Below are 26,335 nucleotides of genomic sequence, written 5' to 3'. Positions count from 1 at the left end.
GACCTATCTTTGAGCTTATTCAAATTACTAGTACATGTTCATAGAACAACAAAAACCAAAAGACTTTGACTGCGGCTATAATCTTGACCTTATGATAGCTGCAATACCGAGAATGCCAGAAGGTGAAGAGCGCATTGCTTATGCAAAAAGAGTAGTAGGCTTAATCAAGCAAAGTCACCCAAATTGGGTTAAAGAAGATGGAACCAGCGAATCAGCATGGAACCATTTATTCGAATTAGCCGATTTTGATCTCGAGAGTCTTGGAATTCGCAATCCATTTACGACCGGCGAGACTGACGACGCTAAATAGTTTTTCACAATTTTTAGTAGGCTAAAGCTTTATTCTTGTGAATTTTCAATTTATATTGAAAATTGAAAAACGAGGTAATAAAGTGCCACAGGTAGCAGAAAAAAAGAGTTCACTGTCTGCACTGTTTCAGAAGCAAATTCCTGAAAGCAGATTAAACCGCTTTCTATCTGAACTACCCTCCCTTGATGATAACAATCTCAACTATTTAGCTTTTTCCATTCAGATACCCCAGATTGATCCTCTGGCAGCTATAGAACAAATTCCTGAAACAAACGGATTTCAATACTATTGGGAAAAACCAGTCGATGATTTTGCAATAGCAGCTTCCGGGGAATTGTACCGAATCACTACCCGAGGTAAAAATAGATTCAGAGAAGCCTCACGAAAAGGAAAAGAGCTGATCAATAAGATCCATCATTGTTCAGGAATCAATCATCAAAATGCAGTGATTCATCTTTTTGGTGGTTTTTCTTTCTTTGATAAGAACGAATCGAAAAGTTGGAGTGGGTTCAAATCTTCTTCGTTTACTTTACCCGAATGGACTATAATAAAGGAAGGCAAGTGCACAATTCTTACAATCTGCACAAAGATCAAGAACTTTAATGAAGTACATACCAATATTGAAAGAATACTTAGCCAGCTAGAGCCTATTACTTCGGCTGAGGCATATGTACTTAATGGTAAACAACAAAGTAAATCTAATTTTACAGTTCCCGATAAAACTTCTGCTGAATATGAGTCATGGATTAATTCCGTGGATATAGCAAAAACAAATATCAGCAATGGAAAGTTTGACAAGGTTGTATTAGCCAGAAAGATTGATATCTCTCTCGACTACGAGGTTAAAGACACTCATATTCTTAATAAACTCAGGAATCAATATCCCGATTGTTATTCCTTTTTGATCCGGCAAAACGAGCATGCCAGTTTTTTAGGATCTACACCTGAAAGACTTGCCTCCTTTACTTCTGAATATGTACTAACCGAAGGATTGGCTGGTAGTACTTCCCGAGGTAAAACTGCTTCGGAAGATGCCGTTCTCGAGTATGATCTATTGCATAACCCAAAAGACCTCGAAGAACATGAAATTGTACTTGAAGCTATTGAAGAAAATCTGAGTTATTACTCAGATGATGTAAAACATCCTGACCAGCCTTCAATAAAAAAGCTTTCGAATGTACAACACCTTTATACACCCATCACTGCCAAAATAAAGGAAGGGGTATCAAGAACTGAGGTGTTAAAAACTCTCCATCCTACTCCTGCGGTAGGTGGTTTCCCCCGCAATGAAGCGGTAGAATTCATAAAAGAATATGAAGATTTTGAGAGAGGTTGGTATGCCGCCCCTTTTGGGTGGATTAATGCTCATGGAAATGGAGAGTTTATAGTTGCTATCCGTAGCGGTCTCATTATGAAAGATTCTGTGCGGTTCTTTGCAGGATGTGGTATCGTTAAGAATTCCGACCCTGATAAAGAATGGGACGAAACGAATCTTAAATTTATACCCATGCTCTCAACCCTGGAACATGCCCGATCGTGACCCCATTAACCTGAATTTTTACTGGAGTACACAATTCGTGCGTAGTCTCTATGAAGAAGGTGTACGCGAAGTTGTTATTTCACCTGGTTCAAGATCTACCCCACTTACTCTTGCTTTTGCTGCCCATCCCGGCTTTCAAAAGCATGTTGTTATTGATGAACGCTCTGCTGCTTTTATTGCGCTGGGTATAGGTAAAGCCTCCGGAAAGCCAGCTTGTCTTGTATGTACATCCGGAACGGCTCTGGCAAATTATTATCCTACAGTAATTGAGGCAACTCTTTCCAAAAACCCAATGATTGTTCTTAGTGCGGATCGCCCCCCTCACCTTAGAGAAATCGGAGCTTCTCAAACTATCGATCAACTCAAAGCTTTCGGAGATTACCCGGTCTTTTTTCATGATATCGGAGAACCCAAAAAAAGCAATAAAAGCATTATTAGATTGCAGAAAGCTGCGTCTCAGGCTGTTATGCTTTCAAAATCAAAAAGCGGGGTAGCGCATCTTAACTTTCCTTTTTCAAAGCCACTTACTCCCGAAGAGGAATTCTTTAATACAACAATTGCCGAAAACGAAAAGCATGCCAGGCAATCCTACCGAAGTTACAAAGCAACTGGGGTTATCTCGCATTTAGATGAACAGTTCTGGTCTGATTTAGTTTCTTCTGAGCGACCAGTACTTATTGCCGGAGCTACCTCAACATTTAATGAAATAGAGACTATTCAGAATCTTGCAAAAACTCTGGATGCCCCTATTATTGCTGAACCGGGATCGAAGGTGCCATCATCAAAGTATGTAATTTCAGGGTATGACGGTTTTCTGAGAAATGGGAGTATAGCCGAGGAATTGTCTTCTGATTTGATTCTTAGATTTGGTTCAGAACCGGTTAGCAAGGCTTTAATAAACTACCTTTCAAGACATAGTGAGACTCCTCAAATACGCTTCTTAAGAGATGATTTTCTCGAAGATGAAAGCCTAACATCTACGAAACATATATGCCTTCAGGGTACACTGGACATCCCCGAAGTTTCCGGAGCCACCGATAAGCACTGGCTCAGAAATTGGAGGAGATACCAAAAGTCATTTGCTCAATTCAGGCAAAATTCAATTCATCCCTCTACCCCTCTTACCGATGGATACATCTTTCACACCCTTTCACAGTTACTCCCCAAGAAGGCATTTGTGATGCTTTCTAATTCTTTTCCGGTTAGAGATTTTTCCTTATTCACGAATAATGAAGCAAAGGATGTTTTTGTAAATCGTGGAGCTGCAGGGATTGACGGAATCATTTCAACATCCTTGGGAATAAGTAAATCAGCAAAAAAAACTGGCGTATTATTTATTGGTGATATAGCATTTCTACATGATTCTAATGCCTTGTTAGAGGCCAGACATATTAATCGGCCATTGGTAATTATAGTTTTGAATAATGCAGGTGGCTCCATCTTTAGGATATTGCCTATTCATGATCTAAAGGAAACATTTACTCCATTTTTTGAAACCCCCCAGCAAGTTTCAATTGCTGCTTTATGTAGAGCACATAAAGTTGATCATGCTCTAATATCCAAACCAGAGCAGTTGATAACAGCATTTGAAGAGCGTATTGAAAAACCGGGAATCCATGTATTGGAATGCATCACAGATGCAGAAGAATCAATGGTTCAAAGGGAATTACTTTGGAATAATTTTGCTGAAGAAAAATGAATATCCGGGTAAGAGGAATATCCTATCATTTGAACAGCCAAATTAAAGACAATGCTCCTAGTCTTATTTTGTTGCATGGATTCCTTGGCAGTGGGTTAGTATTTAATCCACTAAAATCGCACTTAGACAGCGATATTAGCGTAACGACCATTGACTTACTTGGTCATGGAAGCACTGAAGGCGCCGAATTACATTATCGCTTTTCAACAAAGGAACAGGTTGCAGACCTCTCAAAACTCATTAGCGAACAACTACCCTCTCCTGTTTTTCTTTATGGATATAGCATGGGTGCACGTTTGGCTTTACAATTAGCTCTTTGCCGTCCAGATTTAATACAGGGACTAATTCTGGAAAGTGGAAGTTTCGGAATTGAAAAAGAGACTGAGAGGCAAGCAAGGCAGGCATTAGATGCGTCTAGAGCAGATCAAATCCAAGGTAATTTTCATGGCTTTCTGGAAAAATGGAAAACCATGAAAATATTTGATGGAAATCTCCAATCGGAATCAAAACGCTTGCTCATGAACATCCAAGAAAAACAAAACCATTATTGGATGGCTAACTCGCTGCTTGGTTTTGGTTCAGGAACCATGCCTTGTATAAAAGACCGGTTGAATGAACTCATATCACCTGTTCAATTAATTGTTGGTGCCCACGATGTAAAGTTTCTACGCATAAATCAGTCAATGAAAAAGAATATATCAGACTGTGAGCTTGCAATTATTGAAGATGCAAACCATCGTGTTCATTTAGAACAACCAAAAAAATGTGCTACCATTATCAATCAATTTATTACTAATCATTCTCCTTCATGAACTGGATAACCGTTAAGGAATTTGAAGACATCACCTACAAAAAACTAACTGGCGTTGCCAGAATAGCATTCAATCGTCCTGAAGTCCGAAATGCCTTCCGCCCAAAAACCGTGTTTGAACTATATGAGGCGCTGGAAGATGCAAAAGAAGATAATGACATTGGTGTGGTCTTACTTTCAGGTGAGGGTCCCTCCCAAAAAGATGGAAAATGGGCCTTCTGTTCGGGAGGTGATCAAAGAGCTCGTAGCTCAAAGGGTTATAAAGCGGGAGATGGTATCGCTCGATTAAATATCCTGGAGGTTCAACGACTTATCCGTTTTATACCAAAAGTCGTGATTGCTGTGGTGCCTGGATGGGCTGTTGGTGGTGGCCATAGTTTGCACGTAACCTGCGACTTGACTCTTGCTAGTAGAGAGCATGCCACTTTCAAACAGACTGATGCAAATGTAGCTAGTTTTGATGGGGGCTTTGGTTCGGCACTTCTTGCTCGACAGATTGGCCAGAAAAGAGCTAGAGAGGTATTCTTTCTGGAAAGAAATTATTCAGCTGAGGAAGCCTACGAGATGGGTATGATTAATGCAGTTGTAGACCATGATAAACTAGAAGCTACTGCATACGAATGGGCCCAGGAAATACTTACTAAGAGCCCTACCGCAATCAAAATGCTAAAATTTGCCTTTAACCTGATTGATGATGGGTTAGTGGGTCAACAGATATTTGCCGGCGAAGCCACAAGATTAGCCTATATGACCGAAGAGGCAGAAGAAGGAAAGAATGCCTTCCTTGAAAAGAGAAAACCTGATTGGAAGAAATTCGGCAGGTCCCCTTCTTAAGAGGAAAGAGCATTCCTTTGAGAAACGCCCTTTCTTTCCTTATTCATTGTAATTATTTAATCAAAGTAAATCTACTGGTCAAAACTTTATCCGAAGTCTCTAGACGATAGAGATATACACCGCTGGCTAAACCAGATGCATCAAATAGAACATTATGCTTGCCAGTTTTCATCTGATTGTTTAACAAAACTGCGACCTCTCTTCCAAGCAGATCAAATACTCTTAATGTAACAAAAGACGCCTCTGACAAAGTGAAACTTATAGAGGTACTAGGGTTAAATGGATTAGGATATGCAGACAAATTGATATTATCCTCACCGTTTTCTACCAAAACTGTCTCAATTGGCAGAGTGGAGGAATCTTCTTTGGGCATATTTATATGACCAAGGCTAGCAAAAACTCCTTCCTTAAAGTTGTAGTTTTCCAATCCAAGTAGATATAAGTCACTTTTTGATGCTAAGCCAGAGCCAATTAAAATTGAGTATCTTAAAGGAGCAGATTCTTCTGAAAGAGACTCTAATCTTGAACTTAATGGCTCCCCATTTCTTGATAAATCAGTATTATTGAAAGTAGAAATTTTAGGTATTTCCCCATCAATAAATAAGCTCCTCACCTGATTTCCAGTGATTTCAACCTCAAATTCGAGTGTGGATCCTTCAGCTAAGACTTCATTAGTATTAAGAGCACCAAGTGCTTTAGAATTACTCAAATCCACCTCGTGTTGATCAATCGGCTTTAGTGTTTTATCATTAGTAAATCCTTGTTCAGAAATCTCCTTTACATTATGAACAGTAAATTGTATAAAGCTCCCAGTTGAGTCCATAAATGAAATAGCTCGCTTATATACCATCTTATCGGGACTAAAATTAGGATCTTCAGCTACAACCTTGGATAAGGTTTGACTGCTTAAAGTGACATCATAGAACGGTCCATTCTCATCGGTATAAATGTACTTAGTTTGATTTCCTCCTGTTGAAAGCGAAGGATATTTACCATTACTTGTTATTGTTACCGGAGATGACCAACTCGATCCATTAAAGTACTGCCTAGCAATACCACCATTTCCCTGAATTTCCCATATTAAATATGCTTCATAACTACCTGTGCTACCAACACCAGAGATTGTAGGTTTAGTTTGTGATTGATAATACGTTGTATAATAAACACTTGGCCAACTCCACTGACTTGAAGACCATCTATGAATTACCTTATTATCATATAGCCCTGTTCCAGTACCTGTAGTTCTTGTCCAAGCTAAATGTATTGCAGGAGAAGCTCCTGAAGTATATGATGGATCGTTACTTAAACTTGGTGAATGGTGATCAGCTGTACCCGGGACTATGGAAGACATATTAGTGTATTGGCCCCAATCTGAAAAGTCGTCTAATTTTCTGTAATAAATATGATTATTAGCCTCATCTGCATATACGATATTCATCTTCGTATAACCGTATCTATCTGAAGCTATTGATGTAAATTTTTTAGTGTAACTATCAGTACCAGGTATTGCGTCAATCCCTGGGTTATATATGCCATTATTACTCCAAGCCGCCCAATTTTCCCAAGTACCTGTTGAAAAATTATACATTTTTGCTCTTATCCTATCAAAATAATAGTAAGTGAGCATCATCTCATTATCGTATTGAGCGTCATAAGCGACAATCTGGGGATTCATTGGCTCTGAACCAACAGGTGATACTGAAACAGGTGTACTCCATGTAACCCCATCATTTGTACTTTTTGAATAATAAACTTTCCACTGATCAGATCCATAGGCTTTTCTCTCCCAAACAGCATGAAGATTTCCGTTTGTATCAATTGTTATATTTGGATTAAAATTTTCTCCATACTCAGTCGTTTGATTTTCGGAAATGATTATTGGCTGTGTCGTCATCCAAGGTAGTCTTTTGAAATAAACTATTTCACTTCCTGATTCAAAAAGATTATGGTAAGCCCCAGTACTTGATTCGTAAACACTTCTTCTGGACAAATTTGAGCCTGATGCAGTACTATTTAGAGATTCAAAACTTGAAATCTTATTTTCTACTAACCCTCTTTCAACTTGGTACAAAGCTGCTGTAGCATTAATTAACCCATATCCATATATATTATCCTTTCCAGTTGAACCGTAATCCTCTGCTGTATTACTCAAAATATTCAAAATTTCAGTCCTTGTTAGGCTTGGATCAATTGAAAGCATTAAAGCAATTACTCCAGAGACTTGTGGTGCTGTAGCAGAAGTTCCACCAAAATCCGTTAAATAGTCAGTATTTGATTCACCAGATGATCCTTCCCTGTCCAAAGTATATACATTACCTACACCGTTAGGTTCACCTGACGGTGCAACAAAATCGATTTCACTTCCGCTTCCTACATAGCTTGAGATATTCCCATCATTATCAATAGCAGAGACAGTTATTACTCCAGCAACATTTGAGGGAAAGGTAACATATCCATCATTTCCAGAAGAAAAAACAACAGTCACATCATTATTTATAGCATAATTGATTGCGTTTACAATTGTAATAGAATAAAAACCTGGTACATTAGCCCCCCAAGAATTATTTATCACTCTCGCACCATTATCAACAGCCCAAATAATTCCTGCTGCAATATCACTTTCAGTGGTATTTGGAGCAAAGATGTTGACTGATAGAAATTCAACATCTGGAGAAATCCCTCTAATGAGATTATTATTCCTTGAAGCACCAATTATTCCCGCAACGGCTACTCCATGATAATCAGTATTTAATGCGGGTGCTCCATTACCATTTGTCGCAGGAGTATATCCTCCTATAATTCTACTATTTCCAAATTGATCTTCCAAATCATTATGAGGCTCTAAACCATCATCAATAACAGCAACAAGGATATCATCGCTATACTCACTTACAAGCTCCCATGCTGCTTCGTAATTAATATCAATACCAGAAGTTCCTCCAAATTGCCCTGTATTTTTTAAATAGTATTGATTTTGATAAAAAGGATCATTTTGTAAGCTTATGTTAGCGATATAATCATATGATATTGATTTAACCCAATTTTGATCCTGCCAATGTGAATACGCATCCTCTAGACTTGAAAAAGAAGTTGAAATTATATCAACAATTATTAAGTCTGACTTTCCAAGTCTTTTATAAGTTATATCTTTTGGTACATTATTAATGTCTGCTTGGATTACAATACTTCCATTTGTTTTAACTTCATGACCATTTATTAAGTGCGTATTCAGCTGTACTATTTTTCTCCCGATTAGTTCTTGACTTGGTATTTTAGCGTAAGACACAGAATCGACAAAAGTTACATTTTTAGGCTCATCATAAATACCTTTATAATTAGATGATAATTGTCCGTTTATAAGATATGAATGAACTTTGTCGGTGATTGAAATCTGCTGAGTTTTTCCAATGGAAAAACCTAAAAGCGTAAATAATAAAATTGATAGTGATTTCTTCATAATTCTCCTCTATATATTTAATTTAATATCAATATTGATCTCATATATTCTTGACCAGGGTAAATCTGTTTGATTTCAACCTCTCTTTTCATAATTCCCTGAAAATCATATTGTCTTACTTTTAAAGTAAACCCATCGTTTTCAACTTCGATGGTAGCAACGAAAGCGCTACAATTTGTTACAACTATATCTTGTACATAATATCCTGTAACTCTCTCTGAAACTCCTAAATTCGTAAAAACCTTGATAGTCTTATTTGCAGTATCATAATAATGTACATATTCAACTGGTTCTGAATTTAACCTATATGTTAGCTGATGAGTTAATAAAATTATATTAGACATTTCTTCAATAATTAATCTTGAATGATCACCAACTTTAAATGATTTTGATTCTCCACTCTTTAAATCAATATCGATTAAATAGGTATCTGGAGCATTTGAAATATCTTCAACGGTTATTATCAATCTTTCATCCTGGGATTGATATACCATACTTAGAATATAACTCGGGGCATTAACATGTCTATTGATGAGATTACTGATTCCTGCAATTTGTAAAGTGTCGTGATCTTGAAATTCTACTAATCTAAACTCTCCAGCTTCTCTATTAACACCAAAGTATCTATCCTGATCTTCATAAATTGCATGAGTCACAAAATCAACTTCTCTATTAATAATAGTATCATTTGTTACTATAAGTTCCTGTGGGGAATAAAAAAAAGTAGTATATATTTCATTAATAGAATCAATTCTTTGAAGCGAAGAACCCTTATTTAAAGATACGCTACCAATTCTTTCGTTATTTGATACCAAACGCTTAACAAATAAACTTGTTGAGTCTGAATCTGAATAGGTGTAGTAATAAAAATCATTAGATCTAAATATATGAAAAGGAGAACTATATAAATCTGCATCTTGAAATTCAATTTCACTTAGATCATTATTATAAACTCTAACAGATGAATTTAACCCACTTTCAAAAGCTATAATTATACTCTTAAAAGATTGATCAAAACAGTTCTCAGTTGAAGTTTCGGTAACATTACATGCATAGCATACAATGGATATTGTTGTTAAAAAAAATAATCTATTTCTCATGTATACCCATAAATAATTAGGAACTGATACTAGTTGTTTTTATGTAAAAAATTATGAGTACAAAGTGCGATTAGTAAGATTATTTGTTCTTTAATTCTCATTGATTTCTCCTTGATTAAGAGTTTAATTTAGCTTTGTAAATTCCTCCTTCTCCTGAAGCGAATAGTAAATCTCTTTCTTCATCCACTACTAAATCATATATATAGCTTAAACTCGACGGTATCTCAATTAGATTTACCTTTTGAGTCGTGGTATTAAAAATATAAATATACCTTCCTGACGAAATAAATAGGTTACCAGGTCTTAATTTTCGCTCTTTGATTTGATAAAAATAACCATCGCCCTGATTACGAAAGATTGATTCAAATTTAATCTCTTCAACCTCATTATCTATGTTGACAATTATTGCTTTGTAAAAACCAGTAGAAGTACCTACATAAAAAATATTATGATGACTAGAGTCAAAAATTAATGAATAAATACCTTGATCATTTAACAAATCGGGTACAGAAAAAAAACTCCAATTTTTCCCATAATCTTGCGACTTACCAATATAAGGAAGGAAAAAATTACTCTCTCCAAACGACCAAACCTCATTCTCTTTTTCTGGATGCCAAGTGTAACCTCTGTAAAGTTGTGTTCCACCAATTATCGAACTATCCGAAGCATTGTAGTTCCATCTAAGCCCATTATCATGAGAATAGAATGTCAATCCAAAGCTGGCAGATAATATAATATTTGGATTATTTGGAGACCGGGATAATCGAATTGAGTGACTTTCGTTAAAAATAGAGAGTCTCAATCCATTATCTAATGAAAACCAATTTTCTCCAAAATCATTAGACCTCAATACACCTATTCTTGTACTATCGTCAATTATTGGTGGCCCAACATATCGAACAGTTAATAATTCATCATATACATCTACCTGCTGAACACCTGAACCAAAAAATCTTTCATCATTTTTTATTTCTAAACCTAAATAATTCCAATCGGTAGAGTTGTCTGTTATTTTCTTAGAGTATAACCCATCATGACCAGTAGCAGCATATAAAGTACCATCATATAAAAAAAGATCGTACGCTGCTGTAACCGGAAGTCCTATTGATTCCCACTCTCCAATTAATTCTTGCTCATTCTCAAACAATGAGCATCCTATAAATAAAGTCGAAATCAATAAATATAGCAGAAGGGTAAGTCTTGACATTTTATAATCTCTCGAATTAATCGAAAGAGAGTAATCTCTTTTCGTTACAAATTGAATTTGGAACTGTAACAATATATATAAACCATTCCTTCGATAAAGAAATATTTTCAGTTTATTAACCTTAAATTTTCAGAACCAACGATATCAAGAATCAATTAAATTACAGTACGTTTTAAACTAATTTTTATATTCCGGGATATCCGAAATTGGTAATTCGTATAAATCACCATTTTCTTCAGCAATGATTAAGCTATTTCCGGAAAATGCGATTGACTCTACTTGTTCTACTCCCCTAATAGGTACCCAAAAAATATCTCCTTCAAATAAGTTTTTTTCAGAAAGCTTAAAGAGCCACACACTACGATAGGTTAACACCGCAAGCATGGATTCGTCTTCGCTTATATCTGCCGCTGTTACCTGACCCCTAAAAGGAAAAGAGCCTACCTTAGTTAAAATATTTACTGAATCAATACTCGGGTTTTCCAAAACAAAAATCCCAGCTTCTCCACCACCTTCATTTTTCTGTATCAGATGTATTTGCCCATCCAATGTAAAAACAGCTTCGGAATTATAATTATCCTCAATAAACAGACCTAATAATCCCGTTCGCTTGGGGTACTGAATCCAATAACTTTCCCGGACGCTCACTTCAGGATCATTGGGATCGGGCTCTTTAATCAAGAGGAGCTTAAGGTCTTCTCTGCAATGGCAGTTATTCCCTACATCTGCTACTATTAAGGTGCTGTCATCAAAAAAAGCTATATCCTCCCAATCCTCATTATCTACTCCTAGTAATTTAGCTCCTTCATAATCATCATCGTCAGACTTTATCCTACCTTCAAAATCAATTGCAAAGATTCGGTCTTTAGTACCGGAATCACCATGTACCCAAAAGGTATCGTCAAAGGTTCTACTCTTTACCATACCTGACACCTCATTCCTTGCTGGCTGATCTATCCTTTTATATTCCTGTAATCTTATTGCTTTTGGACGAGAACTTTGTGCAAAAACAAAATCTGTGGGCACAAATATTAAAATTGTGACAAGCCAAACGATCTTACTCAAAATGGTGTACTTTATTTACAAATAAACCTGAAGAAATGAACATACAGCACGAAGAATCAAATACCAAAGGATCTTTCTACATCGAAGAAAACGGAGAACGAATTGCTGAATTGACCTATACCCGAAACGGAGATTATCGGATAATCCTTGATCATACTGAGGTTAATGAATCTCATAAAGGAGAAGGATTGGGAAAGGCTTTGGTTTTTCATTCGGTTGATTATGCCAGAGAAAAAAATCTAAAAATTCTTCCATTATGCCCTTATGCAAGGGTGGTGTTCCGCAGAAATAAAGAAGAATTCCGAGATGTAACCTAGAGAACTTTGAACGTTGAATTCTGAATATCGAACTTCGAAGTTGAGTGTTTAACGTTCTGCTGTTCATCAGCCAAAAACATCCTTCATTTTACTGAAGAATCCTTTTTCCTCTTTCGTTTGATTCGAAGCGTCAAAATTTTCAGCACCTTTTAGGGACTGAATTGTTTTCTTCTCCTGGCTTGTAAGTTCTCTTGGGATATATACATTCACACGTACATATTGGTCTCCTACACCAGAATTATTTAACCCTTCAATTCCTTTTCCTCTCATTCTAAGTAGTTTACCTGGTTGGGTGCCCTCTTCAATTCTGAGCTTGGCTTTTCCTTTTAAGGTGGGAACCTCTACTTCGGTACCTAACACTGCATCAGGAATACTAAGAGCCAGATCATAATAGATATTATTCCCTTCACGGATAAAATGCTCATGTTCTTCCTCTTCAATAAGCACTATCAGATCTCCAGCCTGTCCGCCCCTTCTGCCTGCATTCCCCTGGCCTCGTAAAGTGATATAGTTTCCAGCCGATACTCCTGAAGGAATATTTACTTTAATAGTCTCTTCACCCTTAATTCGTCCCTCACCAGAACAGGTAGTACATTTGTTCTTGATAATCCTTCCGTCTCCATGGCAAGTAGGACACGCCTGAACATTTACCATCTGACCTAACATAGTGCGAGTAACCTGTCTTACTTCACCCATTCCATTACAGGTACCACAAGTTTCGAAATCAGATTCTGAAGCAGCTCCAGTACCAGAACAAGTACCACAAACTGTCTGCTTTTTTACTTTCAGTGTTTTCTCAACTCCAAATGCAATTTCTTCTAACGAAAGTGGCATCCTGATCTTCATATCAGAACCGGGGGTACCGGGCTGTCTGCGACCTCTGGATCGGCTACGCCCTCCTCCGAAAATGTCATCTCCAAAAAAACCACCTCCAAAAATATCTCCAAACCTGCTGAAGATATCTTCCATATCAAACTCTACTCCGCCACCGCCAAAGCCACCGTGTCCATTAACACCAGCATGTCCAAATCGATCGTATTGAGCTCTTTTTTGCGGATCACTTAAGACTTCATAGGCCTCGGCTGCTTCCTTAAATTTGGTTTCTGCACTCGCATCGCCTTTGTTCCTATCAGGATGAAACTTCATAGCTTGCTTGCGATACGCTTTCTTAAGCTCGGCTTCACCAACTCCCTTATCTACACCTAGTATTTCGTAATAATCTCTTTTACTCATTGGGTTACTCACTTACAATTACTTTGGCGTGCTTTATAACTTTGCCATTTATTTGGTACCCGTTTTCAAGTACTTGGAGCACTGTATCGCTTTTGGTTTTCTTATCAGGAGCTGGCTGACGCAATAGAGCATCGTGCAAATTTACATCAAATGGAATACCCGTTTTTTCAATAGCTTCTACTCCATTTTTTACCAAAACCTCTTCGAACTTTGCGGCAACTAGTTTCACACCGTCTCTAAAGCTTGCATTTACTTCTTCTCCTTCTGAAGCATCTAATGCTCGTTTTAAATCTTCTGATATGGGAAGAAAATCTTCAAGAGCAACTACCTTTGCCTCTTCAAAAAGAGCAATTCTCTCTCTTTGAACTCTTTTTCTTACATTTTCCAGCTCAGCGGCTTTTCTTAATAGTGTATCTTTGAGTGTAGATACTTCATTTTGTAATTCAGCAATTTGCTGCTCTCCCTCATCAATTTCTTCAAGCTCTTCTGCAATCTCATCGTTGTTTGAAGGCACCTCTTCTTTCAATCTCTGGTTTAATACTTCATCCTGAGATTCATTGATTTCTTCCTGAATATCTTCTTTCAGTTCTTCTTTGCTCATTCTTCAGATTAATTGAATTTCTTTTGACTAGAGCTAAGCAAATATGGTGCCACAGAGCGTCAAATCTTACTCACTGACAAACTTACTATCCAGATCTATAAACAAAAAAAGCCCCGATATAATCGGGGCTTTTAAAAAATGAAATTTAAGACTACCTAAACAGCTGATCAAAAACTAGTGAGACGTAGTAAATACCGTTCACATTAGGTCCTCCACCACTAAGGATATTGGTTTGATTACCAATGTTAGAACCTCCTACTTTAATGGTAGCGTTATAATCAGGAATGTTATAGCTAACCTGAGCATCAATGGAAGAAACAGCATCCAAATCAACTTCAGCAAATGAAGACTCCCATCTGAATGCATCCTGCCATCTGTATGTAACATTAAAGCCAAGATTATCCATAACCTTACGATTTCCAAAACTTACATTTACTTTGTGCTTTGGGGTGTTATAGTCATTTTGGAATTCACTACTTAAACCATCTATGAGTTCATTGAAGTTATAATTCATTCCAAGCTTATAGCCTTGTGGCAAGCTATATTCTAGTCCAAGTACTGCACCATGAGCAGTTACACTTTGGTCATTATTAGTATAAATCTGGAATGTATTGCTTGCATCTCCTGAAAGAAGAGAAGCAACAACCAATGCATCACCAGCAGTTCCAGTAAATGGACCAGAAGCTTTTCTAACTCGCACTTGAGCGATAAAATCATCGTAAATGTTATAGTAATAAGCCATGTCTAAAAAGAGATTATCTCCTAGAAGACCTTTATAACCAACCTCAAATGCTTTGATTTGTTCTGGCTTAACTTGATTATGAGTATCATAAGGAACTAATAAACTTGTATCAGTAGCTCCGCCCAACACTGAACCGACAAATTCATCTACAGACTCAATAGTATATGAGTTCTCTGTAATAGCATATTTATCAGCAAATTGATCCAGGCCACCAAGGAGTCGAGTTGTAATTACGTCAAGATCAATATATTGCCCTTGGGTTGTAGGATTTCTAAATCCGGTTTGAAATGAAACTCTGAAATTCTGGTTGTCAGCGACACCTATAACCGCAGAAATTCTTGGGCTTATCTGCCCGTCAAAATTTTCATTCTTATCATATCGGATCGAACCACTAAGCTTTAATCTATCTTCCATGAGTGACTTAGAAGCTTGTAAATACCCTCCAAATTCATTGATATCTACACCTCCCGCATCATCAAAAATAGTACCGTTCGATCGCAACTGAAATTGACGGAAGCTTACACCTGCAATTAAGTCTAAGAAATCTACTTCGTTCTTGAAGTCGTATTGTCCTTCTGTATGATAGAATCTGGACTGATCATCGAATAAAGCACCATCGGGAACTGTAGCTGCACGCGCTGCTGCTACAGCATTATCAAATTCAGCAGTTCCGGGCTCAAACCTGCCTGCATCTGCCGTAGCACGTGCCGCAGCATGAAACTGAGAAACTAAATCCGGATTTGAAAGAATTGCCTGAACAGTGGCAGCATTATAGGTAGGATCCCCACCCTGAGCAGCTGCAGCCGCCTGTAATAACCCTCCGGCGAATACAGTACCATATGTACCAAACCAAGTTGTACTTGATGAATAAGCCTCATTCACTGAGTAACCAACAGCATCAGCTATATATGAATCTCCCGAATTTTCGAAAGTACCATAAGCCTTAATCATAAAGTTATCGCCTTCAAGCTGTATTTTATGCTGTGCGACACTAAAGTCAACTAAACTGTAGCGCTGTGCTCCAGTGTAAATAGAAGTTCCAAAACCGTAGTTGAATGAGTAGCTCAACTCTGCGTTATCAGTGATTCGATAATGCAAAGAAGTATTTACTTTTAAATTTTCTGCACCATAGTCAACCAGATAATGCTCATCATATCCGGTACGGTTAACAGGTTGTGAAGGAATAGCACCAATGTACTGATCAGCAAGTGCCTCTGGAACTCCTGTTTGAAGCGCAAGGCCGCTTGCAAGTAGCGCCCTTGTTGTAGGGTCTGCTGAGAGTAATCCAATATTAAAGGAACCATCATCTCCATATCTGTGAATTCCATCATAAGCTGGGTTTTCAGCTAAATCTCCTTGAAGCGAAGTGTTTTTATCAGAGTAATCGCCACCTCTCCAGTCTTCGGCACTCATATAGTCGAAATTAACTTTGAACGCGAATTTATTATCAAATGCCTTAGCATATCTTAGAGCAAAATTATACATAGGCTGGAGATTTTCCGGCTCGCCTACTGCCGCATTGCCATCAAGGTGATTTACTGAGGTTTTTACTTTTACACTTAATCCCTGGTATTGGAATGGACTTTTACTATTTACTAGTAGTATCCCATTAAAAGCGTTTGGACCGTATAAAGCTGAAGCGGCTCCAGGAATAAATTCGACACTTTCAACATCTAACTCAGAAGGGCCATTTAGGTTACCTATTGGGAAATTCAAAGCCGGAGCCTGGGTATCCATTCCATCCGTCAACTGTACCATCCTGGTATTACCAGTTGAATTAAAGCCTCTTGAATTAATAATCTGAAAGTTGATACTGCTCGTTGTTATATCCACCCCTTTGAGGTTGCTTATTGATGAATAATAGTCATCTGAAGCTGCGTTCTTTATGGAGAGGATATCCATTTTTTCAATGGTTACCGGTGCATCTATAATGCTTTCCTCAACGCGCGATGCCGAAACTACTACATCATTTCCATAAATCGTTTGTTCTTGCATTACAATAGAGATATTGGATGAATTTGATTCATCTACAAATAACTCTTGTGTTTGGAAACCAACTGCTGAAAATTGCAGTGTTAAAGGAAGATCTTGTCTTACTGTTAGTTCAAACCGTCCTTCTGAATCCGTTGGCATACCAACAATCGTACCTTTTACAACAACATTAACTCCAGGTAAGGGTTCCCCATCAACATCTGTAACCTGGCCCGAGACCGTGGCAATAGTGTTATTAATTGAGGAGTTGTTTGAGTATCCCATTAAGGGATAAAAACACACCGTAAGTAGCATTAGTAAATGTATTGTACTAAGCCGTATCGCTTTACTCATAGTCTGATCCTATTTGATTGATATTGATATTGATTTTTGGGCTTTTCGCATATTCCGCTGAACTAGTCATTTGCAATGATCATTTAGAAATGACACATCTTGTCTAAGAAAAGTTTGTTTTCGGGATAATGCAAGCGCTTTCATAGTTTTTTTTAATTCAAAAAATTACTGAAAAACATGGCTAGGAATGAATTTTATTTTCAAGAAAATTCCAGTATCTACTCCGACTAATAATTTAAAATCGATCCCCTTGTCTTCGCTAAGAATTTTCCCAGCACTTATACTATCCATACTTTTTTTAGGAAGTTGTACTCAATCTACTGAAAAAAAACAGCCACACGATCAAAATAAACCAGTAAGATATCTGGCTCTTGGAGATTCTTATACCATTGGTGAGTCAGTACCAGAACCCGAAAGGTGGCCAAACCAATTGGCTGATTCTCTGCGCGTTGCGGGGTTATTTGTGGAAGAGGTAAGCATAATAGCAAGAACCGGTTGGACAACTGCTGAACTGCAGCAAGGAATTGAAGAAGAGGAACCGCTTTCGGAATATGATCTTGTTTCCTTGCTAATCGGAGTAAACAATCAATACCGAGGATATGATTTAAATATTTACAGGAAAGAGTTCAAAGAACTTCTTCAGCAGGCAATTGGTTTTGCCAGAGGCAACAAAGAAAAAGTATTTGTGGTATCAATCCCAAATTACGGTGTTACCCCTTTTGGCCAATCCAGAGGAGAAGAACGTATCAGACAAGAGCTACTTATTTATGACGCCATTGCTGATTCAATTGCTTCTACCTTTGACATCCCTTTTGTAAATATTTCACCAATTTCGGAATGGGCGAAAGATGATCCATCACTTATAGCTGAAGATGAATTACATCCATCCGGAGAGATGTATAGCCTTTGGGTTAAGGAAATGATCCCTACCGTTAGAGAAATCTTATCAGAACAATAGAACTGTATTCTATTAGTTTTTGCAATTGTACAAACAATAAATAGGGAGCTATGAAAAAACTGATTTTAACACTTTTACTATTCACTGGGATTGGATGTAGCACAATGGCTCAACAAACTGATGAGACGAAAAAAATTTCCATCAATATGACGGCTACGGAATATATTGAAGCAGATTTGGTCATATTTAACATCAACATCAATGCGGAAGGCAAAAGCCCACAAGAAGCCTTCAATACACATAAAAAACGAGAACGTGTGTTAGCTGAGCTATTGAAAGAATTTGAAATCAAAGATGAGGATATCAGATTCCAACCCATTAGTATTAATAAGCGATACAGAAATGACAACCGATCTCAAGTTTCAATGACGAATCAACAGGTATCTGTCACATTCGGCAATTTTGATATTTATGAAGAGATCCAAGTAACGCTTATTGAAAATGGCTTTGATAGTTTTAACGGCAGCTTTTCAAGTACCCAATTGCAGCAAGGAAAAGACAAAGCCCTGATTAAAGCTATTGAAAGTGCAAAACAAAAAGCTCAGCTCATAGCTAGTACAACAGGAGTTCCTTTAGGAGAGGTAATTACAATCAATTATTCAGACTATATGGTCTCCACACCTATAACATTGCGTGGCACTAATAGCTTAATGGTTGAAACTGCAGATGCTTCCATGATGGATTTCGAACAATCTGTTTCAGTTACAGCTTCTATTTCTATAGAATTCGGGATTAATTAATCAGGCTGGACTGCATTAATTACTTCAAAAAACCGGCGGGTTTTCTCTAGTCCGCTGGTGCCGTTCATTTCTACATACCAGTACTGCTCAATAATACCTGTACTGTTCTGAGATAACAGTTGCATAGTTCCCTGGGATTTATGTTCAGCAATTACCCAGTTGGCGATAATGTTATAGTTCATCCTGTCATTAAAACCAAAGGTTTGGTTGCGGTCAAACTCGAACGTTACCCCTTCCATTACTTTTGTAATGGGATATCCCTCCATTACTGTGAACTCAACACCAGGATCATCCTGCCCCCTTCTTACAAAAGCTTGTAGAGCAATTGGCCGATTTTCTTCCGGAAGTAACCCCATTGCTTCTAGTGCCAATACCGTAGCAGCTTTATGATGCCCATGAAACTGATCAAAAGGAAGCATTAAGAATAGAAAATCATAGTCCTCCTCTTGCATAATGCTATGTAGTTTTTTAATCGAAAACTCAGTGTCCCATTTCTGGAGCGTCTCTTCTACATCCTGTGTGTAATAAAAATCCTGCTGATCGAAGAAGAAATAATTACGTATCCCCATGATATCACCACCAGCAATCAACTCTTTCTTACGAATTGTTGGCAAGTGAGCCCTACCAATCTCTTCTTTATCTAATTCCAAACCATACACATAATTACCTAGTGTAGAATATCGATATCCTCCCTCCCCATTTGTCAAAAGGGCTAGGTCGACAGTTCCGTTCAGGAGTTGTGTAGTCTTCCAAACAGTTGCAGAAAAAATTACGTCATCATCCGGGTGTGCGGTTACCAATAGTATTTTGGGTTCATAATCTAGTTGCTCTTGACCATAAGCGTTGATAGAAAATAGTAATAAGAATAAGCATACAATCTTTTTCATAGTTCGGTGTGATTTTAAATTTTATATAGCTCGTTCAATTAAAATTTCTAATTCATAATTACTGGGCCTAACGTCTCCCATACTGTACCAGCAACTACTCTATGGCCAGCAGCATTCGGATGAATTTGGTCTGGCTGCATAAACTTATCGATCCCTCCCACTTTGTCTAGAATTAATGGGATCAACGTTAGATCGTTCTTTTCTGCTAAATCAGGGTATAGGTTTTGAAACTCGTTTGTATACTCAATTCCCAGGTTTGGTGGAACCTGCATTCCTGCGATCAGTATTTCCATATCCGGATATTTATTTAATGCATTATCAATGATTTTTTGCAGGTTTTCTTTTGTAGAGGTTAAATCAATACCCCTCAAACCATCATTACCACCCAGCTCAAGAATCATAACATCTACTTTTCGCTGTAATACCCAGTTTATTCTCCTCAGTCCTCCCGCTGAAGTTTCTCCGCTTAACCCTCCATTGATCACTTCATATGGTAATCCTAGGGAGTCAATTTTTTCCTGGATAATTGCCGGAAAAGCCTGATTTGGTTCTACCCCAAATCCAGCTGCTATACTATCCCCAAAAATGAGAATAGTTTTTTTCTCCTCTTGTTGTCCGTAAGCCGGAATTGAAATCAGTAAAAAAAAGATAAGAATGCGATACATGGCACTCGCTTTGCTAGTATTAGTTTAAATTGCATTTTCTGGTAAACTAATTACCAGGGTTATCGTAGTTACCCACTTGTTTTGGAATGAAAATCCAAAGTAAGCAGGTTAACGTTTCAAATTAATTAAAATAGTATAAATCGTGTCGAATATACTTCAGGTGGAGAACCTGGTTCGTGAGTTTAAAAGCGGTTCAAAAAAACTAACCGTAGTTAACAATATCAATTTTGAAATAACCGAAGGTACTTCATGTGCTATTGTAGGACCTTCAGGTAGTGGTAAAACAACTCTTTTGGGCCTTTGTGCTGGATTAGATCGTCCCACATCAGGAGAAGTTATACTTAAAGGAATCTCATTAAACCCTCTTTCCGAAGATGAAAGAGCTTCAGTACGAAATGAACATGTGGGCTTTGTATTCCAGACCTTTCAATTAGTACCAACGCTTACCGCTGTTGAAAATGTGATGGTGCCACTAGAACTGAGAGGCGAGGCTACCAAAAAAGTTCGTGAAAGAGCTATTGAGCTATTATCGGAAGTTGGTTTAGGTGACAGAACTCACCACTACCCTACTCAACTTTCAGGTGGGGAACAACAGCGTGTAGCAATTGCTCGTGCTTTTATAAATGAGCCAAAAATACTTTTCGCTGATGAACCCACCGGTAACCTTGATACCGAAACCGGTGAGCATATTGAACAACTCATATTTGATCTCAATAAAAAGGAAAAGACTACCCTAATACTAGTTACCCACGATCTCGAACTAGCGGCCAAATGCCAGCGAATTATCAAGATCAAGAATGGACAAGTTGACGAAGACATCCTTACTTCAGAAAAAGAAGTGGTGGCTGGATGAGTTGGTCGTGGATTTTTAAGATGGCTTGGCGGGACTCCCGTTCAAACAGAAGAAAATTATTTCTGTACATGGCTGCCATTATAGTTGGTGTAGCTGCTCAGGTTGCCATCACTTCATTTAGAGTAAATTTAAACTCAAGTATCAACGAACAAGCTAAAGAACTTCTTGGGGCTGATCTCGAGGTTGAGCGAAATGCTGAATTCCAACCTGAATTACAGGCTTATTTAGATTCTATTGCTGTCGATCAATCTAATTCCCTTGCCTTTTCATCAATGGCATTGTTTCCTAAAACCGGAGCAACAAGGTTATCCCAAATAACCGCTATGGAAGATGGATTCCCTTATTATGGAGAAATTGAAACGGTTCCACCAAATGCAGCGAGCACCTATCTGGAGGAGTATGGAGCTTTAGTTGATCAAACCATTTTAACCCAACTTGAATTGGCACCCGGTGATTCTATCAAAGTTGGTTTTTTAACTTATGAAATAACAGGTGCTATTGTTGAAATTCCCGGGCAATCAACAGCGGCTTCTTTTTTTGGACCCCGGGTTATTATTCCCTTAGAAGGAGTTGAAAACACCGGATTATTGGAGAGAGGTAGTCGCCTCGAATATGAAGCCTATATAAAATACAAAGAAGGTGTAGATCCTGAAGCTGTAGTAAAGCGGCTTGATGTGATGAATGATGTCATGGATTTCAGGTTTGATGATATTGAAGAACGACGAGAAGAAGTAGGTGAGGCAATATCTCTTCTTTCTAACTTCTTAAACCTGATAGGATTTATAGCTCTCTTGCTTGGAGGTATCGGTGTTGCAAGCTCTATTTTTGTATACATCCGTCAAAAGATTAACACCGTTGCGGTTCTACGGTGCGTTGGTGCTTCTTCAAATCAAACCATGATGATTTACCTGATTCAGGCAATGTTTATGGGATTTATTGGAGCTTTGATCGGAGCGGTACTAGGAACCGTTGTCCAGCTTTATTTACCTGTTCTGGTCCAGGATTTTATTCCAGTGGATATAGAGCTGTTTATTTCTTGGGGTTCTGTGTTAACAGGAGTGGTAACAGGGGTAATTATATCTGTGATATTCGCACTATTACCACTAGTTGCTGTTCGTAAAATCTCTCCCCTTTTTACGTTAAGATCGTCTGAGGTAAATCTTTCCAGACTTTTAGGTTTTGGGACTAAGCTGCTACTCTCCTTGATCATTGGTTCCTCTATAACCGGCTATGCATGGTTTATGCTTAATGATCTTGTTGGTGCTTTGTTCTTTACCGGAGGCTTTACCATCTGCCTGTTATTGCTTGGAGGTTTTGCAGTACTTGTGATGAGAGTATCTCGCAAATTTATGCCTTCCGGATGGAGTTATGAATGGAGACAAGGACTGGCAAACCTATACCGTCCAAACAATCAGACCAGCACCTTACTTCTTACCTTCGGATTAGGAGTTACATTAATCAGCTCCCTTTATCTGACTCAGGATATGCTTTTAGGCACGATTGATTTCGAAGGTGAAGATGAATTGCCTAACCTTGCATTATTTGATATTCAGTACGATCAAAATGAAGGTGTAAATTCTATTATTTCTGATAATGGCCTGGAAATCATGCAGAATGTTCCAATTGTAACAATGAGGTTGCAATCCATTCAAGGGAATACGCTAGAAGAAATTCTAGCAGATACCTCTCGTCAAGCCAGGCGATGGGCGTTAACCCGAGAATACCGTTCAACCTATAGAGATTCATTAGTTGAGACTGAAACTCTGGAGTCGGGAGAGTTTATTCCAAGAGTACCCGACTTTAATGCGCCTGTTCCTATATCAGTAGAAGTAGGATTGATGGATGACCTGGCTATTGAGCTTGGAGATTCGATAATCTGGGATGTGCAAGGCATTCCAATTGAAAGCTATGTAGCAAGTATCAGGACTGTAAACTGGCAAACTCCGCAGCCTAATTTCTTTGTTGTGTTTCCAGCTGGTGTATTAGAACCAGCTCCTCAATTCTTTGCTACTACGATTAGGACTACAAGTAGGGAAATTTCAGTAAGTTTGCAGCAACAAATTGTTCAGGCCTACCCTAATGTATCTGCTATTGATGTAGGCCAAATCGTAAGTACAATAACTGATTTCCTCGACCGGGTTACCTTTGTAATACAGTTTATTGGACTGTTTAGCATTATAACCGGATTGATCGTTCTCGCGGGTTCAGCCGCTACAAGCAGATTCCAGCGCATTCGTGAAGGTGTTCTTTTAAGAACTCTTGGAGCAAAACAAAGACAGGTAGTGAAAATCCAGATTATTGAATATGCACTATTGGGAACTATTGCTGCTTTTTTGGGACTGTTCCTTTCCGTAGGCGCCAGTTCTTTGCTAAGCTTCTTCTATTTTGATATTGAGTTCACACCCAGCTTTTCAATCCTGATTACAGAGGCCATTATTCTTGTGCTTTTGGTTCTTACCATTGGAATGCTCAATACCCGTGGAATTCATCAACGACCTCCTCTGGAAATTCTTAGAGAAGAAGCAGCCTAATAAGACTCTAACTTAATTCTTAGGAAACAATTCTTTAATATGTGGAACTTATCGTAGTTGATAAGTTTAACAGGGAACCATTTAATTAATTAACTAACTAAGACTATGAAATCAATTTCGTCAAAAATCTTTTTATTCGTGCTAATTACTGGATTGCTGACAGCTTCATGTGATTCGCTAAGTAAAACGGCCAAGGGAACAGCTATAGGAGCTACTGCAGGGGCGCTAGCCGGAGCTTTAATTGGAAAAGCGGCAGGCAATACCACTACCGGGGCAATAGCAGGTGCAGCAGTTGGTGGCGCTACCGGAGCTGTAATTGGCAACTATATGGATCGTCAATCCAGAGAGATAGAAGAAGATCTTGAAGGTGCTAAAGTTGAACGAGTAGGTGAAGGAATCAAAGTTACTTTTGATTCAGGAATCTTGTTCGAAGTTAATTCCTATGAATTAAGTGATGCTTCAAAAGAAGAAATCGCTAAGCTTTCTGAAATCCTCCAAAAATATGAAGACACTAACATTATGTTTGGTGGCTATACTGACGATACTGGTAGAGAGGAATATAACCTTGAGCTGTCTGAAAAAAGAGCTACAGCCGTAGCCGAATACACGGCATTCACTGGTGTTGATGCTACAAGGATGACTATTACAGGTTTCGGGGAATCTGACCCAGTTGCTGATAACACTACAGTAGAAGGTCGTGCTCAGAACCGTCGCGTTGAAGTAGCCATTTGGGCTAACGACAAACTAAAAGAAGCTGCTGAGAAAGGCGATATCGAATAAAATAGCTTCTTCATTAATTTTTAAGCCCCTTTATCTCAAGGGGCTTTTTTTAGCAAGTAAAAAGAGAAAGCTTCTTTCACAAAACTTTCTCTTAAAACTAACTACGGAGGTTTTGGGGATTATTATCAATAACTCTAAAACCTATACTTTAACCCAACCATAACATTGATTTGACTTATCGTCTCATCAATACTTTCAGTTCTCACTTGACCACTGATTGGATCTAAGTATTCATACAAAATTGAACGGTCGTCCCACCCTGTATATTGTGTAGTTATATCGAGATACAGTTCTCTCGAAAGAGGAATCCCCAAACCTCCTGAAAGAATTAGCCTGTCAGCTTCAAAATCTGAGCTCTTTCCAGGTAGGAAAGCTGCTCCACCTCTAAGTTCAAAACCTGTCCTGGATTTGTACTTAATTCCTCCGCTAAGGTTAGCTACAAAATTGTAGCTATTGGTAAATACGCTATCGAAAATAGCCTCTTGTTCCCTTAACTCAGCAGTTCTGAATGCACTATCATCACTACTTGTTAAATCCAGGCTAGTATTTCTATAATCAATCAACTCAACTGCAGCTGATATAGTAACCCGATTAATTTCTTCTAAGGCAAAGCCAAGATTTAATTCCCAGGGTCTTCTAATTTTGTAGTTAAAATTACCAGAAAAATCGTCCCCAAAAGGAGTTCTTCCATCATCAAGTCTGGTGAGTATGGATGAAGAATACTCCTCGGTAACGTTAAGCCGAGTAGGAAGCAAAAAACTAGCTCCCAAGTTTACTTTTGGAAGTACCTGGTAAATAACCCCAATATTTAAATTTGCACCAGATATCTCCATATCCAATTCATCTTCAAGCAAAATACTGGCTACATCAGTGCCTCCATTCCCTTCAGAATCAACATCAATAAAATCTCCATCGTAAATATTACCTTCGTCGATTTCTAAAAAGCTTCTCTCGAAGGAATAATTTCCATAGATAGCTCCAATAGAAGCTCCTATGAAAAGATTTTTTTGTATTTCAGTAGCCATGAAAAGAGTATACTCACCGCTTGTACCCCTTTGCCTCATTTCTCCTTCCTGCTGAATGCCTAAAAATTCACCTGGAGCGAAACCTATTCGAAAAATAGATTCCAGTGATGTTTGTTCTATATCGGCATAGTCAATAGCATAAGATTCGAAAGCGATAGAGTTGTAATCACTTCCTGACTGTTTAAACATATCAGTTATTGAGCTGTTTGTATTTCTTCCATTGAAGATATTCGTACGGTTAAAATCATTTCGCAGAGAGTATCCACCCCCTACCACCATGCTCCCCTGAGTAACAGGCACAGAGTAGATCATTCCAATATTACCAAACGAAGTTCTTGTGTCATCAAAGCCAAGATCACTTCCCAAATAAGAGCTACTGTGATCACCAGTATTTGATATCAACCCCGTATTGAAGTAACTCATAGTTATCAGCGCCATACTTGCCGGGTTATCCAGATAACTTCCAAAACCATTTTGAGTGGCTACAGATGGGAGTACTGATGCATTGGCGTCACCGTTTATAGTTGAAGTAACAAACTGTTGAGAAAGGCTGGAGTACTTCACCGGATCTTGACCATCTTGTGCTAAGGCTTCCGATGAAGCAAGTACTCCTGCCAATAAGAGATAAGATAAAGCCCTCTTCATGGTGATAAAT

At 38.1% G+C, this 26,335-nt stretch carries 21 protein-coding genes; 11 read left to right on the top strand and 10 right to left on the bottom strand.

Annotated features, from left to right (window positions below):
- Window positions 1-34: 34 nt before the first annotated feature.
- The 5 genes from ED557_12655 to ED557_12635 are packed head-to-tail and all read left to right on the top strand — an operon-like array spanning window position 35 to window position 5,194.
- Window positions 35-310, top strand: coding sequence for a DUF4290 domain-containing protein (locus tag ED557_12655; GenBank protein RNC79976.1), 276 nt, complete (start codon window positions 35-37; stop codon window positions 308-310).
- Window positions 311-341: 31 nt separating this feature from the next.
- The gene (locus ED557_12650) at window positions 342-1,850 is read left to right on the top strand and encodes an isochorismate synthase (protein RNC79975.1); all 1,509 of its coding nucleotides are present in this window, start codon (window positions 342-344) and stop codon (window positions 1,848-1,850) included.
- Window positions 1,837-3,549, top strand: coding sequence for a 2-succinyl-5-enolpyruvyl-6-hydroxy-3-cyclohexene-1-carboxylic-acid synthase (gene menD / locus ED557_12645; GenBank protein ID RNC79974.1), 1,713 nt, complete (start codon window positions 1,837-1,839; stop codon window positions 3,547-3,549). Before ED557_12650 ends, menD begins: the two co-directional genes overlap by 14 nt.
- Entirely contained in the window at window positions 3,546-4,361 is an 816-nt protein-coding gene (locus ED557_12640; GenBank protein ID RNC79973.1) for an alpha/beta fold hydrolase, read from the top strand. Before menD ends, ED557_12640 begins: the two co-directional genes overlap by 4 nt.
- Window positions 4,358-5,194, top strand: a complete 837-nt coding sequence (locus ED557_12635; protein RNC79972.1) for a 1,4-dihydroxy-2-naphthoyl-CoA synthase — start codon at window positions 4,358-4,360, stop codon at window positions 5,192-5,194. Before ED557_12640 ends, ED557_12635 begins: the two co-directional genes overlap by 4 nt.
- A 52-nt stretch (window positions 5,195-5,246) precedes the next feature.
- On the opposite strand, the gene ED557_12630 is transcribed toward ED557_12635, so the two are convergent.
- From ED557_12630 to ED557_12615, 4 genes are all read right to left on the bottom strand, one after another.
- Window positions 5,247-8,651, bottom strand: coding sequence for a T9SS C-terminal target domain-containing protein (locus tag ED557_12630; GenBank protein ID RNC79971.1), 3,405 nt, complete (start codon window positions 8,649-8,651; stop codon window positions 5,247-5,249).
- Window positions 8,652-8,668: 17 nt separating this feature from the next.
- Window positions 8,669-9,751 (bottom strand): hypothetical protein, encoded by a 1,083-nt coding sequence (locus ED557_12625; GenBank protein ID RNC79970.1) that lies wholly within the window; start codon window positions 9,749-9,751, stop codon window positions 8,669-8,671.
- Window positions 9,752-9,866: 115 nt separating this feature from the next.
- A complete protein-coding gene (locus ED557_12620) occupies window positions 9,867-10,958 on the bottom strand; it encodes a hypothetical protein (GenBank protein RNC79969.1) in 1,092 nt (363 codons plus the stop codon).
- Window positions 10,959-11,135: 177 nt separating this feature from the next.
- Window positions 11,136-12,023 carry a hypothetical protein gene (locus ED557_12615; GenBank protein RNC79968.1) on the bottom strand — a complete coding sequence of 296 codons (888 nt, stop codon included), beginning with the start codon at window positions 12,021-12,023 and terminating at the stop codon, window positions 11,136-11,138.
- A 35-nt stretch (window positions 12,024-12,058) separates the two neighbouring features.
- Between ED557_12615 and ED557_12610 the strand changes: the two genes are divergently transcribed.
- Window positions 12,059-12,340 carry an N-acetyltransferase gene (locus tag ED557_12610; protein ID RNC79967.1) on the top strand — a complete coding sequence of 94 codons (282 nt, stop codon included), beginning with the start codon at window positions 12,059-12,061 and terminating at the stop codon, window positions 12,338-12,340.
- A 66-nt stretch (window positions 12,341-12,406) separates the two neighbouring features.
- Here the strand turns inward: ED557_12610 and dnaJ are convergent, their stop codons facing one another.
- The 3 genes from dnaJ to ED557_12595 form a co-directional block, all read right to left on the bottom strand.
- Window positions 12,407-13,573, bottom strand: coding sequence for a molecular chaperone DnaJ (gene dnaJ / locus ED557_12605; protein RNC79966.1), 1,167 nt, complete (start codon window positions 13,571-13,573; stop codon window positions 12,407-12,409).
- Between the two features lie 4 nt (window positions 13,574-13,577).
- Window positions 13,578-14,174, bottom strand: coding sequence for a nucleotide exchange factor GrpE (locus tag ED557_12600; GenBank protein RNC79965.1), 597 nt, complete (start codon window positions 14,172-14,174; stop codon window positions 13,578-13,580).
- Window positions 14,175-14,325: 151 nt separating this feature from the next.
- Window positions 14,326-17,202 carry a TonB-dependent receptor gene (locus ED557_12595; GenBank protein ID RNC79964.1) on the bottom strand — a complete coding sequence of 959 codons (2,877 nt, stop codon included), beginning with the start codon at window positions 17,200-17,202 and terminating at the stop codon, window positions 14,326-14,328.
- A 226-nt stretch (window positions 17,203-17,428) separates the two neighbouring features.
- On the opposite strand from ED557_12595, the gene ED557_12590 reads away from it, so the two are divergent.
- The gene (locus ED557_12590; GenBank protein RNC79963.1) at window positions 17,429-18,199 is read left to right on the top strand and encodes an SGNH/GDSL hydrolase family protein; all 771 of its coding nucleotides are present in this window, start codon (window positions 17,429-17,431) and stop codon (window positions 18,197-18,199) included.
- 146 nt (window positions 18,200-18,345) lie between these two features.
- A complete protein-coding gene (locus ED557_12585; GenBank protein RNC80134.1) occupies window positions 18,346-18,939 on the top strand; it encodes a DUF541 domain-containing protein in 594 nt (197 codons plus the stop codon).
- Here ED557_12585 and ED557_12580 read toward each other — a convergent pair.
- Window positions 18,936-19,826 (bottom strand): PIG-L family deacetylase, encoded by an 891-nt coding sequence (locus ED557_12580; GenBank protein RNC79962.1) that lies wholly within the window; start codon window positions 19,824-19,826, stop codon window positions 18,936-18,938. The genes ED557_12585 and ED557_12580 overlap by 4 nt on opposite strands.
- A 47-nt stretch (window positions 19,827-19,873) precedes the next feature.
- Window positions 19,874-20,491, bottom strand: coding sequence for an arylesterase (locus tag ED557_12575; protein ID RNC79961.1), 618 nt, complete (start codon window positions 20,489-20,491; stop codon window positions 19,874-19,876).
- 142 nt (window positions 20,492-20,633) lie between these two features.
- Here ED557_12575 and ED557_12570 point away from each other — a divergent pair, with 142 nt between their 5' ends.
- The 3 genes from ED557_12570 to ED557_12560 all read left to right on the top strand — a co-directional run bounded on the left by ED557_12570 (window position 20,634) and on the right by ED557_12560 (window position 24,655).
- Window positions 20,634-21,344 (top strand): ABC transporter ATP-binding protein, encoded by a 711-nt coding sequence (locus tag ED557_12570; protein ID RNC79960.1) that lies wholly within the window; start codon window positions 20,634-20,636, stop codon window positions 21,342-21,344.
- Window positions 21,345-21,412: 68 nt separating this feature from the next.
- On the top strand, window positions 21,413-23,875 hold the full coding sequence (locus ED557_12565) for an FtsX-like permease family protein (protein ID RNC80133.1): 2,463 nt from the start codon (window positions 21,413-21,415) through the stop codon (window positions 23,873-23,875).
- A 105-nt stretch (window positions 23,876-23,980) separates the two neighbouring features.
- Window positions 23,981-24,655, top strand: coding sequence for an OmpA family protein (locus ED557_12560; GenBank protein RNC79959.1), 675 nt, complete (start codon window positions 23,981-23,983; stop codon window positions 24,653-24,655).
- Between the two features lie 134 nt (window positions 24,656-24,789).
- On the opposite strand, the gene ED557_12555 is transcribed toward ED557_12560, so the two are convergent.
- Window positions 24,790-26,325, bottom strand: coding sequence for a hypothetical protein (locus ED557_12555; protein ID RNC79958.1), 1,536 nt, complete (start codon window positions 26,323-26,325; stop codon window positions 24,790-24,792).
- Window positions 26,326-26,335: the final 10 nt, after the last annotated feature.

Origin of the sequence: Balneola sp. (genome assembly GCA_003712055.1) — a bacterium.
In the GTDB taxonomy this organism is placed as follows: domain Bacteria; phylum Bacteroidota; class Rhodothermia; order Balneolales; family Balneolaceae; genus RHLJ01.
This window is presented reverse-complemented; position numbering and strand designations above follow the sequence as displayed.

Bases quoted from the DNA above. Each gene is read 5' to 3' on its own strand.
- ED557_12655 (RNC79976.1), top strand. From the start codon at position 35: ATGTTCATAGAACAACAAAAACCAAAAGACTTTGACTGCGGCTATAAT.
- menD (RNC79974.1), top strand. From the start codon at position 1,837: ATGCCCGATCGTGACCCCATTAACCTGAATTTTTACTGGAGTACACAA.
- ED557_12640 (RNC79973.1), top strand. From the start codon at position 3,546: ATGAATATCCGGGTAAGAGGAATATCCTATCATTTGAACAGCCAAATT.
- ED557_12635 (RNC79972.1), top strand. From the start codon at position 4,358: ATGAACTGGATAACCGTTAAGGAATTTGAAGACATCACCTACAAAAAA.
- ED557_12630 (RNC79971.1), bottom strand. From the start codon at position 8,651: ATGAAGAAATCACTATCAATTTTATTATTTACGCTTTTAGGTTTTTCC.
- ED557_12625 (RNC79970.1), bottom strand. From the start codon at position 9,751: ATGAGAAATAGATTATTTTTTTTAACAACAATATCCATTGTATGCTAT.
- ED557_12620 (RNC79969.1), bottom strand. From the start codon at position 10,958: ATGTCAAGACTTACCCTTCTGCTATATTTATTGATTTCGACTTTATTT.
- ED557_12610 (RNC79967.1), top strand. From the start codon at position 12,059: ATGAACATACAGCACGAAGAATCAAATACCAAAGGATCTTTCTACATC.
- dnaJ (RNC79966.1), bottom strand. From the start codon at position 13,573: ATGAGTAAAAGAGATTATTACGAAATACTAGGTGTAGATAAGGGAGTT.
- ED557_12600 (RNC79965.1), bottom strand. From the start codon at position 14,174: ATGAGCAAAGAAGAACTGAAAGAAGATATTCAGGAAGAAATCAATGAA.
- ED557_12595 (RNC79964.1), bottom strand. From the start codon at position 17,202: ATGCTACTTACGGTGTGTTTTTATCCCTTAATGGGATACTCAAACAAC.
- ED557_12590 (RNC79963.1), top strand. From the start codon at position 17,429: ATGAATTTTATTTTCAAGAAAATTCCAGTATCTACTCCGACTAATAAT.
- ED557_12585 (RNC80134.1), top strand. From the start codon at position 18,346: ATGACGGCTACGGAATATATTGAAGCAGATTTGGTCATATTTAACATC.
- ED557_12580 (RNC79962.1), bottom strand. From the start codon at position 19,826: ATGAAAAAGATTGTATGCTTATTCTTATTACTATTTTCTATCAACGCT.
- ED557_12575 (RNC79961.1), bottom strand. From the start codon at position 20,491: ATGTATCGCATTCTTATCTTTTTTTTACTGATTTCAATTCCGGCTTAC.
- ED557_12565 (RNC80133.1), top strand. From the start codon at position 21,413: ATGGCTGCCATTATAGTTGGTGTAGCTGCTCAGGTTGCCATCACTTCA.
- ED557_12560 (RNC79959.1), top strand. From the start codon at position 23,981: ATGAAATCAATTTCGTCAAAAATCTTTTTATTCGTGCTAATTACTGGA.
- ED557_12555 (RNC79958.1), bottom strand. From the start codon at position 26,325: ATGAAGAGGGCTTTATCTTATCTCTTATTGGCAGGAGTACTTGCTTCA.